Here is a 20,109-nt window from a genome sequence, read left to right as displayed (position 1 = left end):
CCGGAGGGAGAGGTTACGGAACACCTGCCGGACGCCCCGATGGCCCCATGCCGTTTCAGAACCTCTCGGCACCTGCCTGAGCCGGGCGGAACCGGCGTTGCCCACTACGGGAGACGGGGCCGGCAAGCCGGCCCGAGGTTGAAACTCAAGCTCGGGTGTTGTGCCGGGCCCCGGCCCGCCCCCCCCCGGCACTCCGGCCGTCCCGGCGCCGCCCCGGGCGGCCGGGGCCCCTCCTCGCACTGCCCCCGCCGGGCGGCACGCCACGGACTCCGGCTCACGCGGCCCCCGCCTCCCGGAGGCGGGTCCCTGCGGCGGCGGACGCCGGACAGCGCGCCGCCATACGGCCGTTGCGGGCGCCCCCCCGGGGGCCGCCGCAGCGCAGCCGGGCGGCCCCGGGGGAGTGCCGTGGCCCCGGCAGGGGCAACCGTGCGCCCCGGCCGCGGCCGCGGCGGTGCGGGGAAGTCGGGCCCCGGGGCCCTGGGGCGCCGGTCCGCGGATGGCGCTCGGCCCGCCCGCCCGCTCCCTCATCCGCCCAGCCCTCATCCTCCTAGCCCTCATCCTCCCAGCCCTCATCCTCCCCGCCCCCGAGCGCCTGGCGTCACGGCCGTCAACTCGGCCCGGGCGCACGGAAGATGCGGACGCGGTGACTCCGTGCGGGGCGGAGCGGCAGTCGGGGAATCCGGTCCGCACAACACCCCGCCCCAGTGACCTACGTCACTTTCGGAGTCCCTTGGTGCGGGGACGGCATCCGTGTCACTATTTCCGCACGACTTCCCTGCCCAAAGCCGGTTCTGAGGCGGTGGGTTGAGTGTCGTATCCGCCGCCTCTTACGGGCCGTGCCGAGTTCATGCCCCGGCGGTATCGCTTCCCCCCACCGCATTTCATTGCCCGTATGCCATGACGCCCGGCGTCCACGGACACGGACCCGGCGGGGATTTCTCCCTCCCTCATTCCGGCTGCCCTGAGCGTGCCGAAATCTGTGCCGGAAAAGAGCAGCCCTGCACCATCGGCCGGCACCGCCACCGGCACCATCAGCCGGCACCGGCACCGGCACCGGCACCGCGCGGGCACCGCCGTGCCAGGGCCCCGGCCCGGCGCAGTCCGGCCGGCGCATCCTCGTTCTGTCCCAACTCCCGCCTCCCCGCCCGTAGGTGAGTCGGCGGCCGGGGGGAAGGGGGCGGGGGAGTGGCGCGCCGGGCAGGAGGCCGGCGGGCCGGTAGGCGCGCGGGCCGGACCGGTGCCCGTGGCCCGCCCGGGCCGGTACGCAGCCCGCGCCCCCGCCGGGACGTCAGAACCCGGGGACAGCCAGCCCCCGGGCGCGCCGGGCAGAGGGCACCGCTCCCGTACCGCCAGAGCAGCCCCCGTACCCGCCCGGTACCCGCACCGCCCGCCCGGCCCCGGCCCGCACCCCGGGCGACCAGCCCCACTGCCCCACGCCCGCGCCCCGGACCCCCGCCCCGCTCCGCCCCGGGCAGGACCGCGGCCTTGCACCCGCACCTGGCGCACCCGGCACCTGGCGCACCCGGCACCTCCGCACCTGGCGCACCCGGCACTCCCGCACCCGGCACCTCCGCACCTGCGTGCCACCAGTCCTCAGCCCGGCCCCCGCCCGGGGCAGGGCCCGCGCTCCCGCACACCGCCCCAACCCCCCCGCTGCGCCCGGGCGGGACCGAGGCCTTGCACCCGCACCTCCGCACCTCCGCACCTCGGCCCCCTGCACCCTGGCCTCCCCGCACCTCCGTGCCACCCGGCCTGCCGACACCTCCGTGCCACCCGGCCTCAGCCGCGTCCCGCCCGGGGCAGAACCGCGGTCCTGCCTCAACCCCGCGCCGCCCCGGCCCCGTTCCGCCCCGCGCCGCCCCGACCCCGTTCCGCTCCGCCCCGACCGCGCCCCCGGGACGGGACGGCAGCCCCGCTGGGCAGGGCTGCGGCCCCGCCCCCGAACCTCCGTGCCCCGCCCGGCCATACCCCCGACCCCCGGGGGAGAGGGACAGCGCCACAGCTCCCGCAACCTCCGCACTCACGCCCCACCCGGCCCCGGCCGGCCCGCCCCACCCGGCCCCGGCCGGTCGTCCCATCCGCGCCGCCTTCCCCGGCGCCCGGACCGATCACCACTCCTGCCTCAACGGGCCCTGCCTCAACGGGCCGCGCCCCGCGAGGCTGCCCAAGGCCCCCAAGGCCCCCAAGGCCCCCAAGGCCCCCGGCCCTCAAGAGCCCAAGGCGCCCCGAGGAGCCCCTAGGAACCCCGAGGCCCCCCCGAGGGAGGCCCAGACGGGCAGCGGGGCGGCGGGGCAGCGGGGTGGGGAGTGGTGATCGGTCCGGGTCCGGAGAAGGCGGCGCGGCAGACGCCGTCACAGCAGCTGCCCCCCTTCCACCGCCCCCGCGGGCGGCACCGGGAGTGCGCGAAAGCTTCTCCACGTGCAGAAGGCAGACTCTAGAGAAAGTGGATTCCCGATATGCCTAGGCTATGCAAGCCGTCAGTGCGTGTGCCGGAATACGTCATCACAGCGGAAGAGACGCTCCAATTCGCCGAGAAGGCCCACGCCGGAAAGCCGCAGCTTCCCCTGGCGCTGCGCCTGATCCGTAACACGGGGGTGCTGAAGCGGCATATCGTGCAGCCCATCGAGCAGACCCTGGCACACCCCGGCCTGACCGAGCGCAACCGCATCTACGAGGCGGAGTCCAAAAAGCGCACCCCCGAGGTCGTCGAGGAGGCCCTGGCCAACGCCGAGGTCAGCGCCCGGGACATCGACGCGATCATCTACGTGTCGTGCACCGGGTTCCTGATGCCCTCGCTGACCGCCTGGCTCATCAACAAGATGGGCTTCCGCTCCGACACCCGCCAGATCCCCATCTCCCAGCTGGGCTGCGCGGCCGGCGGCGCCGCCATCAACCGCGCCCACGACTTCTGCGTGGCCCACCCCGGCAGCAACGTCCTGATCGTCTCCTGCGAGCTGTGCTCACTGTGCTACCAGCCCGACATGGACGACATCGGCTCGCTGCTCTCGGACGGCCTGTTCGGCGACGCGGTCGCCGCCGCCGTGGTGCGCGGCATCGGCGGCACCGGCATCGAGCTGGAGCGCAACTCCTCCTACCTCATCCCCCACACCGAGGACTGGATCTCCTACTCGGTGCGTGACACCGGCTTCCACTTCCAGCTGGACCGCCGGGTGCCCGGCACCATGGAGCCGCTGGCCCCGGTGCTGCGCGAGTTCGCCGCCGGCCACCAGTGGGACGCCTCCAACCTCGACTTCTACATCGTGCACGCCGGCGGCCCGCGCATCCTCAACGACCTGGCCAAGTTCCTGGACGTGGACCGCAAGGTGTTCCGCCACAGCTGGTCGACGCTGACCGAGTACGGCAACATCGCCAGCGCGGTCGTCCTGGACGCGGCACTGCGCCTGTTCGAAGAGGACACCCCGATGCCCGACGCCACCGGTCTGATCGCCGGGTTCGGCCCCGGCATCACCGCCGAGATGGCCCTGGGCCGCTGGAACAGCGACACCCCGCCCGCCGCCGGCTGACCCGCGCCCGCCCCCGCCGAAGCCGCCCCGCCCCGCCCCGCCCCGAGGCAGGACCTGGGGCAGGACCTGGGGCGCTTTGTGTGCTGTGCGCGATGTCCGTGACAACCAAAGGAAAACCATCACATGACTGGCAGCCTGATCGTCCCGCCCGGTGGGGGACGCACGCTGAAAACACCGGCGCAGGAGGTGACCTTCAAGGCCACCCAGGCGCAGGGCTCCGCCGTCTCCATCTTCGAGGTGATCGTGCCGCCCGGCTTCGACGTCGGCGCCCACGTGCACCACGAGTCCCAGGAGTTCTTCTACGTCCTTGAGGGCGAGCTGGACCTGATGTGCTTCGAGCCCACCGAGCGCACCCGGGACACCTGGCACCACTGGCAGTCCGCCGACGGCCAGCGCGTCATCCGCGCCGCCGAGGGCGGCTGCATGTTCGTGCCGACCGGCACCCCGCACGCCTTTCGCAACGCCACCGACAAGCCGGTCAAGATGCTCTTCCAGAGCTTCCCCTCACCCGACCACGAGCAGTACTTCGAGGAGATCGCGGAGATCTGGGCGCGCGGCACCACCGTGGACCCCGCCGCCGTGGAGGAGATGCGCAAGCGCTACGACGTCGAGGAACTCACCCCCCTGCGCTACCAGCCACCCGCCACCACCGCACCCGCCACCACCGCAGCCCCCACCACACCACAGCAGCCGCAGGGGACGTGACCGCCATGACCACCACCACACCCGCCCCCGCCGCCTCGGCCGCCTCGGCGGCTGCGGCTGCTTCTGCCGTTCCGCTGGTGCACGCCAGCCTGGGCGAGCAGGAACTGGCCGCCGTCGCGGAGGTGTTCGCCTCCGGCTGGCCGGCCGGCCAGGGCCCCCGGGGCAAGGCCCTGGAAGCCCAGCTCACCGAGCGCTACGCCATGGACGCGGTCGCCCTGAGCAACTGCGGCGCCGCCCTGCACGTGGCGCTGCTGGCCCTGGGCGTGCAGCGCGGCGACGAAGTCATCGTCGCCGACTACACCTTCCCCGCCCCCGCCCACGCGGTGCGCTACCTGGACGCGGTGCCCGTCTTCGCCGACGTACGCCCCGACACCCACACCGTCGACGTGCAGGCGGTCGCCGACCTCATCACCCCGCGCACCACCGGCATCATCGCGGTGGACACCGTCGGGCTGCCCGCCGACTACCGCGAACTGCAGGCCCTGGCCGACCGGCACGGCCTGTTCCTCATCGAGGACGCCGCCTGCGCGGTCGGCGCCACCTACCAGGGCCGCCAGGCCGGCGCGCTGGCCCCCGTCTCCTGCCTGTCCTTCCACGGCCGCAAGGGCGCCACCAGCGGCGAGGGCGGCGCGCTGCTGGCCGCCGACCCGGCCATCGCCGCCGACGCCCGGCTGCGCTCCTCCTTCGGCATCGGCAGCATCTTCGACCAGTCGAAGATCGTCGGCCTGCCCGTCCCGGAGTTCACCGAGGTCGGCTACAACTTCAAACTCTCCGACATCGCCGCCGCCATCCTGCAGGTCCAGCTCGGGCGGATCGAGGAACTGCTGGCCCGCCGCGATCAGGTGGCCCGGCAGTACGCCGAACTGCTGGCCCAGGAGGAGCTGCTGACGCTGCCCCAGGTGCCCGCCGACCGCACCCACGCCTGGCAGTCCTACCTGGTGGCCCTGGACGCCCGGGTGGACCGGGCCGCCCTCGCCACCGACCTGCGCGGCCAGGGCATCGGCTGCGGCCACGGCACCTGGGCCAGCCACCTGCAGCCCGTCTTCGCCGGCGGCCGCAGCTGCCCCGTCTCCGCCGACCTGTTCGCCCGCCACCTGGCCATCCCCATGCACGCCGAACTCACCGCCGACCAGGTCGAGCGCGTGGTCACGGCGCTGCGCACCGCCCTTCGTACCCACGCGGCCCCCGCGGGCCGGGGAGGAACCGCATGAGCGAGCACCAGAACACCAAGAACACCCGGGACACCAAGAACACCCGGGACACCAAGGACTCCACCGTGCAGACCGCCACGGCAGCCACGGCCGGTGCGGCGGCGGCCGGTGCGGGCGGCGGCCCGGACAGCGGTCCGGACACCATCCTGCGGCTCATCAACGGCTACTGGTCCACCGGCATCCTGGGCGCCGCCGCCGAGCACCAGCTGTTCACCCACCTCGAGGACGGCGCAGGCAACGCCACCGAGCTGGCCGCCCGCGCGGACATCTCCGAGCGCGGCGCCCAGACCCTGCTGGACGGCCTGGTCAGCATCGGCCTGATCACCCTCGAGCAGGGCCGCTACCGCAACACCCCCGCCGCCTCCGCCTACCTGGTCACCGGCCGGCCCGCCGACCTGTCCGCGATGGCCCGCCTCAAGCTCACCCACATGGGCAAGCTGGCCGCCCTGCCCGAGGTGGTCCGCGCCGGCGGCCCGGTCAGCGACCCCACCACCGAAGTCGCCGACAACCCCCACTGGGGCCAGGTCGTGCCGGCCATCGCCGCCCAGTCGGTGCCCGCCGCCGCCATCGCCGCCGACGTGCTGCGCCTGTCCGAGGCCGGCCCGCTGTCCATCCTGGACGTCGGCGGCGGCTCGGGCATCTACTCCGCCACCTGGCTGGAGGCCAACCCCAAGGCCCGCGCCACCCAGCTGGACTGGGAGCCCATCAACGCCATCGCCCGCGAGCTGCTCGCCGCCCGCGGCGTCGCCGACCGCTTCACCTGCATCGACGGCGACTTCCACACCACCGAATTCGGCACCGGCGCCTATGACGTGGCGCTGTACTCGCACATCGCCCACCAGGAAGGCCCCGAGGACAACATCGCGGTCTTCACCCGCCTCAAGGACGCCCTCAGGCCCGGCGGCGCCCTGGTGGTCTGCGACTACGTCGTCGACGACGACCGCGCAGGACCGGCCTTCCCGCTGCTGTTCGCCTCCGAAATGCTCCTCAAGTCCCAGCAGGGCGGCACCTGGCGGCGCGCCGACTACCACGCCTGGCTCACCAAGGCCGGCTTCAGCGACATCACCTTCCACTCCGCGCCGCCCGCCACCCTGGTCATCGCCCGCTAGCGGCACCGCGCACCACACCCACCCAGCACCAGCACCCCGTACTCAGCACCAGCACCCCCTGCTCAGCACCCCGTACTCAGTACTCAGCACCCAGAACACGAGGAAACAGCTGTGGAACCTGTGAACGTGTCCGTCATCTATTACAGCGCGACCGGCAACGTGCACACGTTGGCTCAGGCGGTGGCCGAGGGCGCGGAGAAGGCCGGCGCCACCGTGCGGCTGCGCAAGGTCGCCGAGACCGCCCCCGAGGCGGCCGTCCAGGCCAACCCGGCCTGGGTCGAGCACCGGGCGGCCACCACCGACCTCGCCGAGGCCACCCACGACGACCTCGCCTGGGCGGACGCGGTCCTGTTCGGCACCCCCAGCCGCTTCGGCAACCCCGCCAGCCAGCTGCGCGCCTTCATCGACACCACCGGCCCCCTCTGGTTCGCCGGGAAGATCGCCGGGAAGGTGTTCTCCGCGTTCACCGCCAGCAACACCGCCCACGGCGGACAGGAATCCACCATCCTGGCCCTGTCGAACACCTTCTACCACTGGGGCGGCATCATCGTGCCCCCCGGCTACACCGACCCCATCCAGTTCCAGTCCGGCAACCCCTACGGCACCTCGCACGTCGCCGGCGACGGCGCACCCGGCGAAGTCGCCCTGCAAGCCGCCCGCCACCAGGCCCGCCGCGTCGTGGACACCGCCGCCGCCCTCAAAGCCGGCCGCGCCGCCGCCTGACCCGCCCCCGCCGCCCTGCCCGGGGGCGGGGGCGGTGAGCCGGCCGGGCCCGCGCGGCTTCGGTCAGAACCGCACGGGCCCGGCCGGTGGCCGTGGGCGGGGCCGGGGACGCGGCCGGTCGGCAGACCCGGCCCGAGGGGGCGCCCCCGGCACCCCGGTGCGGCCCGGGGCAGCGACCCGCCCGGCCCACACGCTCCGGGCCGGCGGCGTCCGCCTCGTCCGCCTCACCCCTCCGACGACACAGCCCCACGCAATGTGAGCCAGGCCCCGAAATTCCTTCCCCAACCGCCCCGGCCGACCACGCCCCGCCCCGATCACGGCGGGCCACGCCCCGGCCGACCACGGCCTGTCCGGTCACGGCGAGCCACGCCCCGCCCCATCACGGCGAGCCAGGGTCCGGCCGACCACGGCGGGGCTGGTTATGGTCCGCCCGGCTACGCACCGCCCGGCCGGGTCGTAGTGCTGGCCATGAGCGGGTCGATCACAGCCCGGCCGGCCATGGCACGGCCAACTAGGGTCCGGCCGACCACGATCCGGCTCGCCCGCCCCGTCTCGCCAGGGCGTGGCGCTGGTTGCGCGTGGGCCGCTCACGGTCAGGTTGGCCAGGGTCCGGCCGGACCACGGCCTGCCCGATCACGGCGGGCCACGGTCCGGCTGACCACAATCCGCCCGGCCACGGCACGGCCAACTACGGTTCGGTCGACCACGATCCGGCCGGCCACGGCCCGCCCGCCCGCGCCAGGGCGCGGCGCCGACCACGGCTGGCCGATCACGGCCCGCACAACCACGCTCCGGCCGGCCACGGCCCGCCCGACCAGGACGTGGTCGACCACGACCCCGCCGGTCACGACCCCGGTTACGACCCGCCCCACCACGCAGACCGTACGAGATGTCGTCCCGGACGGCGGCGGCGTCGTCGTCGACCGCGGAGCGGGAGATGCGGGGCCCCGCCCCACCACGACCCGCCCCACCACGACCCGCCCCACCACGACCCGCCCCACCACGACCCGCCCCACCTCGGCCCGGCCCGCCTCGGCCGACCGCGAGCGGTCCGGGCCGAGCGGGCCGTCCGCCTGACCGGCCCGCAGCACCCGCCGCACCGCCCTTGGCCACCCGTCCCGCCACCCGGGGCCGTTCGCCGCGCCGCTCCAAGCCAAGTCAGCCTCACCACCGAGGCGGGCCCGCTCCCGCCAACTCCGCGCCGGGTCCCTCTCGCACCCCGGCCCCGGGCACTGCCTGACCGACCCCGGCCCGGGGGAGGGCACCGCCTCACCACCCCGCCCCGGGGCACGCACCACCGCACCACCCCGCGCCAAGTCCGTCTCGCACCCCGGCCCGGGGGAGGGCACCGCCTCACCACCCCGCCCCGGAGCACGTACCGCCTCACCACCCCGCCCCGGGGGAGGGCACTGCCCCACCACCCCGCCCCAGGGCACGCACCGCCTCACACCCCGCCCCGGGACACGCACCACCGCACCACCCCCCCGCCCCGGGCCCCCGCCCCACCCGCCGACGTCCGGCCAACTCACCTAAGGAGACAGCCCCGATGAAGGGCTCCACGGTCTACGCATCGATCCAAAAACGCGGTCTGCACCTCGGTCTCCTGCCGGAGATGGCCGCCGCCGTCAACGGCTCCATCCCCATCACCCTCGACCACGACCTGCACGTCCTGCCCCAGGCCGGCCGCCGCCTGACCCTGGCCGAGTTCGCCCAGGCCATCGACGACCTGGCCGCACGCCTGTGGGCGGCCGGCATCCGCCCCGACGAACACCTGGTCATCCACAAGAGCGCCAACGCCGACATCTGGATGCTGGGCGCCGCCGCCTCCCGCATCGGCGCCGTCCCGGTGATGCTCTCGCCCGCCCTGGACGCCCCCACCGTCGCCGCCCTGATGCAGCGCCTGGAACGCCCCAGCCTCCTGACCGACCTGCCCAAACTCGACGCCGGCCTGGCCAAGGAGGCCCTGGCCGACCTCACCCGGCACGTCCTGATCACCGCCGGCGAACGCGAGGGCACCCAGTCCCTGGCCGACCTCGCCGACGCCCCCCGCGTCACCCCGGTGGTACGGCCCATCGACGAGGCCGCCGTCATCACCCACACCTCCGGCACCACCGGCCTGCCCAAACTCGTCGTGCACACCCCCCGCACCCAGGGCATCCGCCTGGTCCCGCAGTGGCGGCTGCTGGCCCTGCTGCGCCGCAAGGACACCGTCGCCATCCACATCCCCTTCGTGCACTCCCGGATGGTCGCGGCGATGTCCCTGGCCCTGCTAAAACAGCTGCCGATCCTCCTCATGAACGAATCCGACCCCGACAGCGTCGCCGAGCAGTTCCTGGCCCACCGGCCCGGCTTCGTCGAAGCCCTGCCCAACTCCCTGATGGACTGGGAAGACCTGGCCGGCGACCCGCGCCGCCCCTTCGCCTCGGTGAAGGTCTTCAGCAGCACCTTCGACGCCATCCACCCGCGCACCATGAGCCGGCTGCTGAACTCCTCCGACCGGCCCGGCGCCCTGTTCTTCCAGATCTACGGACAGAGCGAGGTCGGCCCGGCCGTCGGCCGCGCCTACTTCCGCAACTCCGCCCACAAGGCCAACGGACGCTGCGTGGGCTGGGCCATGCCCAACGGCGCCGCCAAGGTCCGCGTCGTCAGCCGCAACGGCAAGACCCCCTCACCCGCCAACCCCGGCTTCATCGAGGTCGCCTGGCCCGGCCTGGCCAAGACCTACTACGCCGAACAGGACCGCTACGACACCAACCGCAACGGCGCCTGGTGGCGCACCGGCGACGTCGGCTACCGCACCAAACTGGGCTGCCTGCACATGCTCGACCGCGAAGTCGACATGATCGAGGGAGTACGCAGCTCCCTGGAGGTCGAGGACGTCGTCCTTGGCCGGCTGGCCGAACTGAGCGAACTGGTCGTGGTGCCCGGCCCCGACGACCGGCCCGTGCCCGTCGTGTGCACCACCGACGACGCCCCCCTGGACCTGGAGCGCTGGCGCGCCGCCGTCACCGACTTCCCCCAGCTCGCCGACCCCGTCCAGCTCCCCCAGGCCGACCTGCCGCGCACCGCCACCCTCAAGGTCCAGCGCATCGCCCTGGCCCACCAGCTCCCACACCACCTGCCCGACCCCGCCTGACCCACCCCACCCACGGCCCCCTGGGGGCACCCCCCGCAGCCACCGGAGCCAGCACCCCCGCCCCGCCCCGGCCCGCGCAAGACACACACCAGAACCGCGAGAAAACAGGCGGGGCGGGCCGGGAGCGAGGGGGCGGGGGAGTGGGGCGGCTTCCTGCCGCCCCTGCCGGGCAGCACACCGCCCCCCGGCGTACGGCGAAAGTGAACTCCCGCCGCAGAGCGGGAAGTTGGGCCGCACCCGCCCCCGAGACGTCCACCGCGCCCGCCCCCCCCACCACGCATCACGCATCACCCGCCCCCCCCACCACCACCCACCACCCGCCACACCCACCCGCCCCCTCCCGCCAGGAGAGCCATGTCCCGCCGCCTGTTCACCTCGGAATCCGTGACCGAGGGCCACCCCGACAAGATCGCCGACCAGATCAGCGACACCGTCCTGGACGCCCTGCTGAGCCAGGACCCCGCCTCCCGCGTCGCGGTCGAAACCCTCATCACCACCGGCCAGGTGCACATCGCGGGCGAGGTGACCACCACCGCCTACGCCGACATCGCCACCCTGGTCCGCCAGAAGATCCTCGAGATCGGCTACGACTCCTCCGCCAAGGGATTCGACGGCGCCTCCTGCGGCGTATCGGTGTCCATCGGCGCCCAGTCACCCGACATCGCCCAGGGCGTGGACACCGCCTATGAGAACCGGGTCGAGGGCGACCAGGACGAACTGGACCGCCAGGGCGCCGGCGACCAGGGCCTGATGTTCGGCTACGCGACCGATGAGACGCCCACCCTCATGCCGCTGCCCATCGAGCTGGCCCACCGCCTCTCGCACCGCCTGAGCGCGGTCCGCAAGGACGGCACCGTCCCCTACCTGCGCCCCGACGGCAAGACCCAGGTCACCATCGAATACCAGGGCAGCCGGCCCGTCCGCCTGGACACCATCGTCGTCTCCTCCCAGCACGCCGCCGACATCGACCTCACCGACCAGCTCACCCCCGACCTGCGCACCCACGTCGTGGAGCACGTACTGGCCCGGCTCGCCGACGACGGCATCAAACTGGACACCGACGGCTACCGCCTCTTCGTCAACCCCACCGGCCGCTTCGAGATCGGCGGCCCGATGGGCGACGCCGGCCTGACCGGCCGCAAAATCATCGTCGACACCTACGGCGGCATGGCCCGCCACGGCGGCGGCGCCTTCTCCGGCAAGGACCCCTCCAAGGTCGACCGCTCCGCCGCCTACGCGATGCGCTGGGTCGCCAAGAACATCGTCGCCGCCGGCCTCGCCTCACGCTGCGAGGTCCAGGTCGCCTACGCCATCGGCAAGGCCGCACCGGTCGGCCTGTTCATCGAGACCTTCGGCACCGCCACCGCCCCGCAGGCCGCCATCGAACAGGCCGTCACCGACGTCTTCGACCTGCGCCCGGCCGCCCTCATCCGCGACCTGGACCTGCTGCGCCCCATCTACGCCCAGACCGCCGCCTACGGCCACTTCGGCCGCGAACTGCCCGGGCTGACCTGGGAGCGCACCGACCGCGCCGACGCCCTGCGCAAGGCCGTCGAAACCGCCTGACCCACCCGCCCGCACCCACCCGCCCGCACCCCCGGGGCCCGCACCCCCGGGCTCCGCCCCCCCGGCCCGGACTCCCGGGCCCCGCCCCCCCGGGGCCCGGGTCCCGGGGCCCTCACCACTCATCACCCCCGCCCCGCTTCGGCCACCGGCCACCCGCCCCCCCCCGTGCCGTGCCCCGCCCGGCACCCCCCCCGGGGGGGGCGGGGCGCCGGCCACACCGCCGACCCACCCAGCGTCAAGGAGTGCCCTGCCGTGCGTATCGCCGTGACCGGATCGATAGCGACCGACCACCTGATGGTCTTTCCCGGACGCTTCGCCGAACAGCTGCTCAAGGAACAGCTGGAGCGGGTCTCCTTGTCCTTCCTCGCCGACCGCCTGGAGGTCCGCCGCGGCGGCGTCGGCGCCAACATCGCCTTCGGCCTGGGCCTGCTCGGCCTGGACCCCCTCCTGATCGGCGCGGCCGGCCTGGACTTCGCCGAGTACGGCCACTGGCTGCGCGAACACGGCGTGGACACCGGCGCCGTCCAGGTCAGCGACACCCTGCACACCGCCCGCTTCGTGTGCACCACCGACCAGGACCAGAACCAGATCGCCACCTTCTACGCCGGCGCCATGGCCGAGGCCGCCCACATCGACCTGGCCGCCGTCACCGCCGGCACCGCCCCCGCCCTCGTCCTGATCGGCGCGGACGACCCCGCCGCCATGCTGCGCCACACCGCCACCGCCCACCGCCTGAACATCCCCGTGGCCGCCGACCCCTCCCAGCAACTGGCCCGCCTGGACGGCGAGCAGGCCCGCCGCCTGGTGGACGGCGCCCGCTGGCTGTTCACCAACGCATACGAGGCCGCCCTGCTGCAGGAGCGCACCGGCTGGAGCGAACAGCAGATCCTGGACCGCGTCGGCACCTGGATCACCACCCTGGGCGCCGACGGCGTCACACTGGCCCGCGCCGGCTGCCCCCCGCTGCCCGTGCCCGCCGTCCCCACCGGCAAGATCGCCGACCCCACCGGCGCCGGCGACGCCTTCCGCGCCGGCTTCCTGGCCGGCACCGCCTGGCAACTGCCCCACGAACGCGCCGCCCAGCTCGGCTGCGCCCTGGCCACCACCGTCCTGGAATCGGTCGGCACCCAGGAGTACAAGCTCATCCCCGCCGACCTGACGGCCCGCATCGAGCACACCTACGGAGCCGGCGCCGCCCGCGCCCTGGAGGCGCGGATCGTGAGGACCCTGTGAACCCCACGCCCCGCGCCCGCGCCGCCGCCCTGCGCCAGGCCCTGGCCACCCGCGTGGTGGTGGCCGACGGCGCGATGGGCACCATGCTCCAGGCACAGGACCCCACCCTTGAGGACTTCCAGCAGCTCGAGGGCTGCAACGAGATCCTCAACGTCACCCGCCCCGACATCGTGCGCTCGGTGCACCAGGAGTACTTCGCGGCCGGCGTGGACTGCGTGGAGACCAACACCTTCGGCGCCAACCACGCCGCCCTTGGCGAGTACGACATCGCCCACCGCATCACCGAACTCTCCCGGGCCGGCGCCCGCATCGCCCGCCAGGTCGCCGACGAGTTCACCGCCGCCACCGGACAACAGCGCTTCGTCCTGGGCTCGATGGGCCCCGGCACCAAACTCCCCACCCTGGGCCACACCGGCTTCGCCACCCTGCGCGACGGCTTCCAGGCCAACGCCGAAGGCCTCATCGACGGCGGCGCCGACCTCCTCATCGTGGAGACCACCCAGGACCTCCTGCAGACCAAGGCCGCCCTCCTGGGCGCCCGCCGCGCCCTGGACCGGGCCGGCCTCGACCTGCCGCTGGTGTGCTCCCTGGCCTTCGAGACCACCGGCACCATGCTCCTGGGCTCCGAGATCGGCGCCGCGCTGACCGTGCTCGAACCCCTCGGCATCGACATGATCGGCCTGAACTGCTCCACCGGCCCCGCCGAGATGAGCGAACACCTGCGCTACCTGGCCCGCCACTCCCGCATCCCGCTGCTGTGCATGCCCAACGCCGGGCTGCCCGTCCTGACCAAGGGCGGCGCGCACTTCCCGCTGGATCCCGACGGACTGGCCGACGCGCAGGAGAACTTCGTGCGCGACTACGGTCTCTCGCTGGTCGGCGGCTGCTGCGGGACGACTCCGGAGCACCTGCGCCAGGTCGTGGAGCGGGTCCGGGGCCTGACCCCGCCCGCCCGCACCCCGCGCCCCGAGCCGGGCGCCGCCTCGCTGTACCAGACGGTTGCCTTCCGTCAGGACACCGCGTACATGGCGATCGGGGAGCGGACCAACGCCAACGGTTCGAGGAAGTTCCGTGAGGCGATGCTTGAGGCCCGCTGGGACGACTGTGTGGAGATGGCGCGGGAGCAGATCCGTGAGGGCGCGCACATGCTGGATCTGTGTGTGGACTACGTGGGCCGTGACGGTGTGGCGGACATGGCGGAACTCGCGGGCCGCTTCGCCACCGCCTCCACCCTGCCCATCGTCCTGGACTCCACCGAGCTCCCCGTCATCCGGGCGGGTCTGGAGAAGCTGGGCGGCCGGGCGGTCATCAACTCGGTGAACTACGAGGACGGGGACGGGCCCGAGTCCCGCTTCGCGAAGGTCACCGCGCTGGCCCGGGAGCACGGTGCGGCGCTGATCGCGCTGACCATCGATGAGGAGGGCCAGGCGCGTACTCCCGAGCACAAGGTCGCCATCGCCGAGCGGCTGATCGAGGACCTGACCGGCACCTGGGGCATCCAGGAGTCGGACATCCTCATCGACACCCTGACCTTCACCATCTGCACCGGCCAGGAGGAGTCCCGGGGGGACGGCATCGCCACCATCGAGGCGATCCGGGAGCTGAAGAAGCGTCACCCGCAGGTGCAGACCACGCTGGGGCTGTCCAACATCTCCTTCGGTCTGAACCCGGCCGCGCGGGTCGTGCTCAACTCCGTCTTCCTTCACGAGTGTGTCAAGGCGGGCCTGGATTCGGCGATCGTGCACGCCTCGAAGATCCTGCCGATCGCGCGTCTGGAGGAGGAGCAGGTCACGGTCGCACTCGACCTGATCTACGACCGGCGTGCGGAGGGCTACGACCCGCTGCAGAGGCTCATGGAGCTCTTCGAGGGGGTCTCCACGAAGTCGATGAGGGCGGGCAAGGCCGAGGAGCTCCTCGCGCTGCCGCTGGAGGAGCGTCTGCAGCGGCGCATCATCGACGGGGAGAAGAACGGTCTGGAGGCCGACCTCGACGAGGCGCTCCAGGACACTCCGGCGCTGGACATCGTCAACAACATCCTGCTGGAGGGCATGAAGGTCGTCGGTGAGCTGTTCGGGTCCGGGCAGATGCAGCTGCCCTTCGTGCTGCAGTCCGCCGAGGTGATGAAGACGGCGGTGGCGCATCTGGAGCCGCACATGGAGAAGACGGACGACGAGGGCAAGGGCACCATCGTGCTGGCCACCGTCCGTGGTGACGTCCATGACATCGGCAAGAACCTGGTGGACATCATTTTGTCCAACAACGGCTACAACGTGGTCAATCTGGGGATCAAGCAGCCGGTCGCGGCGATCCTGGATGCCGCGGCGGAGCACAGGGCCGATGTGATCGGCATGTCGGGGCTGCTGGTCAAGTCCACGGTGATCATGAAGGAGAACCTTCAGGAGCTCAACCAGCGCCGGATGGCCGCGGACTACCCGGTCATCCTGGGCGGGGCGGCGCTGACCCGCGCCTACGTCGAGCAGGACCTGCACGAGATCTACGAAGGCGAAGTGCGCTACGCCCGCGACGCGTTCGAGGGCCTGCGTCTGATGGACGCGTTGATCGCGGTGAAGCGGGGTGTGCCCGGGGCGAGCCTGCCCGAGCTCAAGCAGCGCCGTGTGCCCAAGCGCGAGGCGCCGGTGGCCGTCGAGGAGGCCGAGGGTCCCTCCCGCTCGGATGTGGCCGTCGACAACCCGCTGCCCACGCCCCCGTTCTGGGGCACCCGCGTCATCAAGGGCATCCAGCTCAAGGAGTACGCCTCCTGGCTCGATGAGGGCGCCCTGTTCAAGGGCCAGTGGGGGCTCAAACAAGACCGCACCGGCCAGGGGCCCTCCTACGAGGAGCTCGTCGAGAGCGAGGGACGGCCCCGGCTGCGCGGCTGGCTGGAGCGGGTACAGACCGAGGGCCTGCTCGAAGCCGCCGTCGTCCACGGCTACTTCCGCTGCGTTGCCAAGGGCGACGACCTGATCCTGCTGGACGAGGCCGGCGCCGAGCACACCCGCTTCACCTTCCCCCGCCAGCCGCGCGGGCGACGCCTGTGCCTGGCCGACTTCTTCCGCCCCGAGGAATCCGGCGAGACCGATGTCGTGGGGCTGCAGGTCGTCACCGTCGGCTCGAAGATCGGCGAGGCCACCGCGGAACTGTTCGCCGCCGACTCCTACCGCGACTACCTCGAACTGCACGGCCTGTCCGTCCAGCTCGCCGAGGCCCTCGCCGAGTACTGGCACGCCCGGGTACGCGCCGAACTCGGCATCGCCGGCAGCGACCCGGACAGCGTCGAGGGCATGTTCCGCACCCAGTACCAGGGCTGCCGCTACTCCCTGGGCTACCCGGCCTGCCCCGACCTCGCCGACCGCGCCAAGATCGCCGCCCTGCTGCGGCCCGAGCGGATCGGCGTACAGCTCTCCGAGGAATTCCAGCTCCACCCCGAGCAGTCCACCGACGCCATCGTCCTGCATCACCCCCAGGCCAGCTACTTCAACGCCGGAGGCCGGCCATGACCGCCCTGCGCGACCTCATCGACCAGGACACCCCCAGCTTCTCCTTCGAGTTCTTCCCGCCCAAGAGCGACGCCGCCGCCCGCACCCTGTGGAAGGCCATCCGCCGCATCGAAACCCTCGCCCCCACCTTCGTCTCGGTCACCTACGGCGCCGGCGGCTCCTCCCGCGACCGCACCGTGGAAGTCACCAAACGCATCGCCGCCGAAACCACCCTGCGCCCCGTCGCCCACCTGACCGCGGTGGGCCACTCGGTGGCCGAACTGCGCCACATCATCGGCCAGTACGCCGACGCCGGCGTCCGCGACGTCCTGGCGGTGCGCGGTGACCCGCCCGGCGACCCCGGCGCCCCCTGGACCGCCCACCCCCAGGGCCTGACCCACGCCCACGAACTGGTGCGCCTGGTCAAGGAGTCGGGGGAGTTCAGCGTCGGCGTGGCCGCCTTCCCCGAACGCCACCCGCGCTCGGCCGACTGGGACAGCGACATCAAGCACTTCGTCGCCAAGTGCCGGGCCGGCGCCGACTACGCCATCACCCAGATGTTCTTCCACGTCGAGGACTACCTGCGCCTGCGCGACAAGGTCACCGCGGCCGGCTGCACCACCCCGATCATCCCCGAGATCATGCCGGCCACCGACGTGCGCCAGATCAGCCGCTTCGCCCAGCTCAGCGGCGCCGCCTTCCCCGAACAGCTGGCCCACCGCCTGGACGCCGCCCGCGAGGACCCCGCCGAGGGACACCGCATCGGCGTCGAGCACGCCACCACGATGGCCCAGCAGCTGCTGGCCGAAGGCGCCCCCGGCCTGCACTACATCACCCTCAACCGCTCGACGGCCACCCTCGAGATCCACCGCAACGTCACGAACTCAAGGAGCACCCCGCATGACCTCGCAGCCCACCACTGACGGCCACGACTTCAAGGTCGCCGACCTGTCCCTGGCGGCCTTCGGCCGCAAGGAGATCACTCTGGCCGAGCACGAGATGCCCGGTCTGATGTCGATCCGCAAGGAGTTCGCGGCCTCCCAGCCGCTGGCGGGGGCCCGCATCATGGGTTCCCTGCACATGACGGTGCAGACCGCGGTGCTCATCGAGACCCTGGTCGCGCTGGGCGCCGAGGTCCGCTGGGTGTCCTGCAACATCTTCTCCACCCAGGACCACGCGGCCGCCGCGATCGCGGTGGGTCCCACCGGCACGCCGGAGGACCCGCAGGGCATTCCGGTGTTCGCCTGGAAGGGCGAGTCCCTGGAGGAGTACTGGTGGTGCACGGAGCAGGCGCTGACCTGGCCGAACACGCCCACCGGCGGCCCGAACATGATCCTGGACGACGGCGGGGACGCCACCCTGCTGGTGCACAAGGGCGTCGAGTACGAGAAGGCGGGCAAGGTTCCCGCCGTCGACAGCGCGGAGAACGACGAGCACCGCGTCATCCTGCAGCTGCTGAACCGCACCATCACCGAGGGCTCGCAGAAGTGGACCCAGCTGGCCTCGGAGATCCGCGGGGTGACCGAGGAGACCACCACCGGTGTGCACCGGCTGTATGAGATGCAGCGTGACGGCCAGCTGCTGTTCCCGGCGATCAACGTGAACGACGCGGTGACCAAGTCGAAGTTCGACAACAAGTACGGCTGCCGCCACTCGCTGGTGGACGGCATCAACCGCGCCACCGATGTCCTGATCGGCGGCAAGACCGCGGTGATCTGCGGTTACGGGGATGTGGGCAAGGGCTGTGCGGAGTCGCTGCGCGGCCAGGGCGCCCGGGTGATCATCACGGAGATCGACCCGATCTGCGCGCTGCAGGCGGCGATGGACGGCTACCAGGTCACCACGCTCGACGAGGTCGTCGAAAGCGCCGACATCTTCATCACGACGACGGGCAACAAGGACATCATCATGGCCGCGGACATGGCCCGGATGAAGCACCAGGCGATCGTGGGCAACATCGGTCACTTCGACAACGAGATCGACATGGCCGGTCTCGCGCAGCTGCCGGGCATCGTCAAGGACGAGGTCAAGCCGCAGGTGCACACCTGGACCCACCCGGACGGCAAGGTCCTGATCGTGCTGTCCGAGGGCCGTCTGCTGAACCTGGGCAACGCCACCGGGCACCCGTCGTTCGTGATGTCGAACTCGTTCGCGGACCAGACGCTGGCGCAGATCGAGCTGTTCACCAAGCAGGAGGCCTACCCGACCGGTGTCTACGTGCTGCCCAAGCACCTGGACGAGAAGGTCGCCCGCCTCCACCTCGACTCGCTGGGCGTGAAGCTCACCACGCTGAGCGCGGAACAGGCCGCCTACATCGGCGTCGAGGTCGACGGCCCCTTCAAGCCCGATCACTACCGCTACTGACACGGACCGGCCCCCGGCCGCCGGAACAGGAGGAGCACGTGCACGACACCGAAGAGGAGGACACCAGGCCGCCCGGACCGGGCCTGGCCCTGTCTGTTCCGGGCACCCCGCCGCTCCGGCTCGCCGGCATCGACGAGGACGACACCGGGGAGCCCAACGTCGTGCGCGGCATCGACTGACCCCCGCCGCCGGGGCCGCAGCCCCCCAACCGGCCCGGCTCCGGCGGCAGTCCACCCCGCCCCGCCCCCGTGCACGGGGGCGGGGGCGCGCCCCGGTCCGCACGGATCACGCCACCCGCGGCGACCGCCCGGCCGGTTCGAGCGGACATTGAGCGGCTCAAGAGCGGCCATGGGCGACGATGGCCGCTCTTCCCGAAGACCGGCACCACCGCACGCCCGACCGGGGCCCGACACCCACAGCGCGGGCCCCCGTTCACCAGGAGGAGCGATGTCCACAGCCGCCGCCGAAGGCCCCAACGCCCTGAGCGACATCGGGGACGCCCTCGCCGAGGCCGGAGCGGCCTCGCTCACCGGCGAACGCGGCCGGCTCGCCGAGGGCCTGCTGCGGGCCGCCCTGTCCAAATGGGAGGACCCCCAGGCCCGCCCGCAGCTCCTGGGCGCCTTCAGCGCCGTGTTCGCCGACGACCAGGGCGCCGCGCAGATGCGCGACTTCATGTCCCGCCAGATCTTCCAGCAGCTGGCCGCCTCCCTCGACGACGGACAACCCCCCAAGGACTTCGAGGAGGTGGCCAGGGCGCTCGGCGTGCCGCCGATGAACATCAACGCCGCCCAGGCCCAGGTGTGGGGCGTGGCCGTGCTGCGCTACGTCGTGAAGCTGGAGCCGATCGCCTCCGCCTCCGTCGACGACGTCGTCGCCCTCGTCTCGCCCACCATCCAGCGCTACCTGACCGGCTGACCCCGCCCGCACCGCCCCGCCCCCCCCCGGCGGGGGCGGAATCGCGAACTCCCCCTCACATTCCGGAGGGCTGCATCGTCGTACCGGTGGAGACGGCGCCAACCCGCGCACCGCGGGCGCGGGCCACTCACCGGCGCCGGCCGGAAT

13 protein-coding genes are annotated in these 20,109 nt (G+C 72.9%); all 13 read left to right on the top strand.

All coding sequences use genetic code 11. The features are described 5' to 3' along the window. Positions 1-2,456: 2,456 nt before the first annotated feature. Positions 2,457-3,524 carry a type III polyketide synthase gene (locus NOO62_RS00690; protein WP_268768920.1) on the top strand — a complete coding sequence of 356 codons (1,068 nt, stop codon included), beginning with the start codon at positions 2,457-2,459 and terminating at the stop codon, positions 3,522-3,524. A 123-nt stretch (positions 3,525-3,647) separates the two neighbouring features. Next, positions 3,648-4,229 carry a cupin domain-containing protein gene (locus NOO62_RS00685; protein WP_268768919.1) on the top strand — a complete coding sequence of 194 codons (582 nt, stop codon included), beginning with the start codon at positions 3,648-3,650 and terminating at the stop codon, positions 4,227-4,229. Positions 4,230-4,234: 5 nt separating this feature from the next. Then, positions 4,235-5,440, top strand: coding sequence for a DegT/DnrJ/EryC1/StrS family aminotransferase (locus tag NOO62_RS00680; RefSeq protein ID WP_268768917.1), 1,206 nt, complete (start codon positions 4,235-4,237; stop codon positions 5,438-5,440). Continuing rightward, entirely contained in the window at positions 5,437-6,549 is a 1,113-nt protein-coding gene (locus NOO62_RS00675; RefSeq protein WP_268768916.1) for a class I SAM-dependent methyltransferase, read from the top strand. The genes NOO62_RS00680 and NOO62_RS00675 overlap by 4 nt, the downstream gene beginning before the upstream one ends. 111 nt (positions 6,550-6,660) lie before the next feature. After that, positions 6,661-7,272 (top strand): NAD(P)H:quinone oxidoreductase, encoded by a 612-nt coding sequence (gene wrbA / locus NOO62_RS00670; RefSeq protein ID WP_268768915.1) that lies wholly within the window; start codon positions 6,661-6,663, stop codon positions 7,270-7,272. A gap of 1,546 nt (positions 7,273-8,818) precedes the next feature. Beyond that, on the top strand, positions 8,819-10,408 hold the full coding sequence (locus NOO62_RS00665; protein WP_268768914.1) for a class I adenylate-forming enzyme family protein: 1,590 nt from the start codon (positions 8,819-8,821) through the stop codon (positions 10,406-10,408). A gap of 354 nt (positions 10,409-10,762) precedes the next feature. Beyond that, positions 10,763-11,974: a methionine adenosyltransferase gene (gene metK / locus NOO62_RS00660; protein ID WP_268768913.1), complete on the top strand. Its 1,212-nt coding sequence runs from the start codon at positions 10,763-10,765 to the stop codon at positions 11,972-11,974. Positions 11,975-12,226: 252 nt separating this feature from the next. Continuing rightward, the gene (locus NOO62_RS00655; RefSeq protein WP_268768912.1) at positions 12,227-13,207 is read left to right on the top strand and encodes a carbohydrate kinase family protein; all 981 of its coding nucleotides are present in this window, start codon (positions 12,227-12,229) and stop codon (positions 13,205-13,207) included. Further along, entirely contained in the window at positions 13,204-16,704 is a 3,501-nt protein-coding gene (gene metH / locus NOO62_RS00650) for a methionine synthase (RefSeq protein ID WP_268768911.1), read from the top strand. Before NOO62_RS00655 ends, metH begins: the two co-directional genes overlap by 4 nt. Beyond that, the gene (metF, locus tag NOO62_RS00645; protein WP_268768910.1) at positions 16,701-17,606 is read left to right on the top strand and encodes a methylenetetrahydrofolate reductase [NAD(P)H]; all 906 of its coding nucleotides are present in this window, start codon (positions 16,701-16,703) and stop codon (positions 17,604-17,606) included. Before metH ends, metF begins: the two co-directional genes overlap by 4 nt. Beyond that, positions 17,584-19,047: an adenosylhomocysteinase gene (gene ahcY / locus NOO62_RS00640; protein ID WP_268768909.1), complete on the top strand. Its 1,464-nt coding sequence runs from the start codon at positions 17,584-17,586 to the stop codon at positions 19,045-19,047. The genes metF and ahcY overlap by 23 nt, the downstream gene beginning before the upstream one ends. 38 nt (positions 19,048-19,085) lie before the next feature. Then, positions 19,086-19,226, top strand: coding sequence for a hypothetical protein (locus NOO62_RS00635; RefSeq protein WP_268768908.1), 141 nt, complete (start codon positions 19,086-19,088; stop codon positions 19,224-19,226). A gap of 268 nt (positions 19,227-19,494) precedes the next feature. Further along, positions 19,495-19,962, top strand: coding sequence for a hypothetical protein (locus NOO62_RS00630; protein WP_268768907.1), 468 nt, complete (start codon positions 19,495-19,497; stop codon positions 19,960-19,962). Positions 19,963-20,109 lie beyond the last annotated feature (147 nt).

It is taken from the genome of Streptomyces sp. Je 1-369, from assembly GCF_026810505.1.
Lineage (GTDB): Bacteria > Actinomycetota > Actinomycetes > Streptomycetales > Streptomycetaceae > Streptomyces.
Note: the sequence above shows the minus strand (reverse complement) of the source record. Positions and strands in the feature narration are given on the sequence as shown.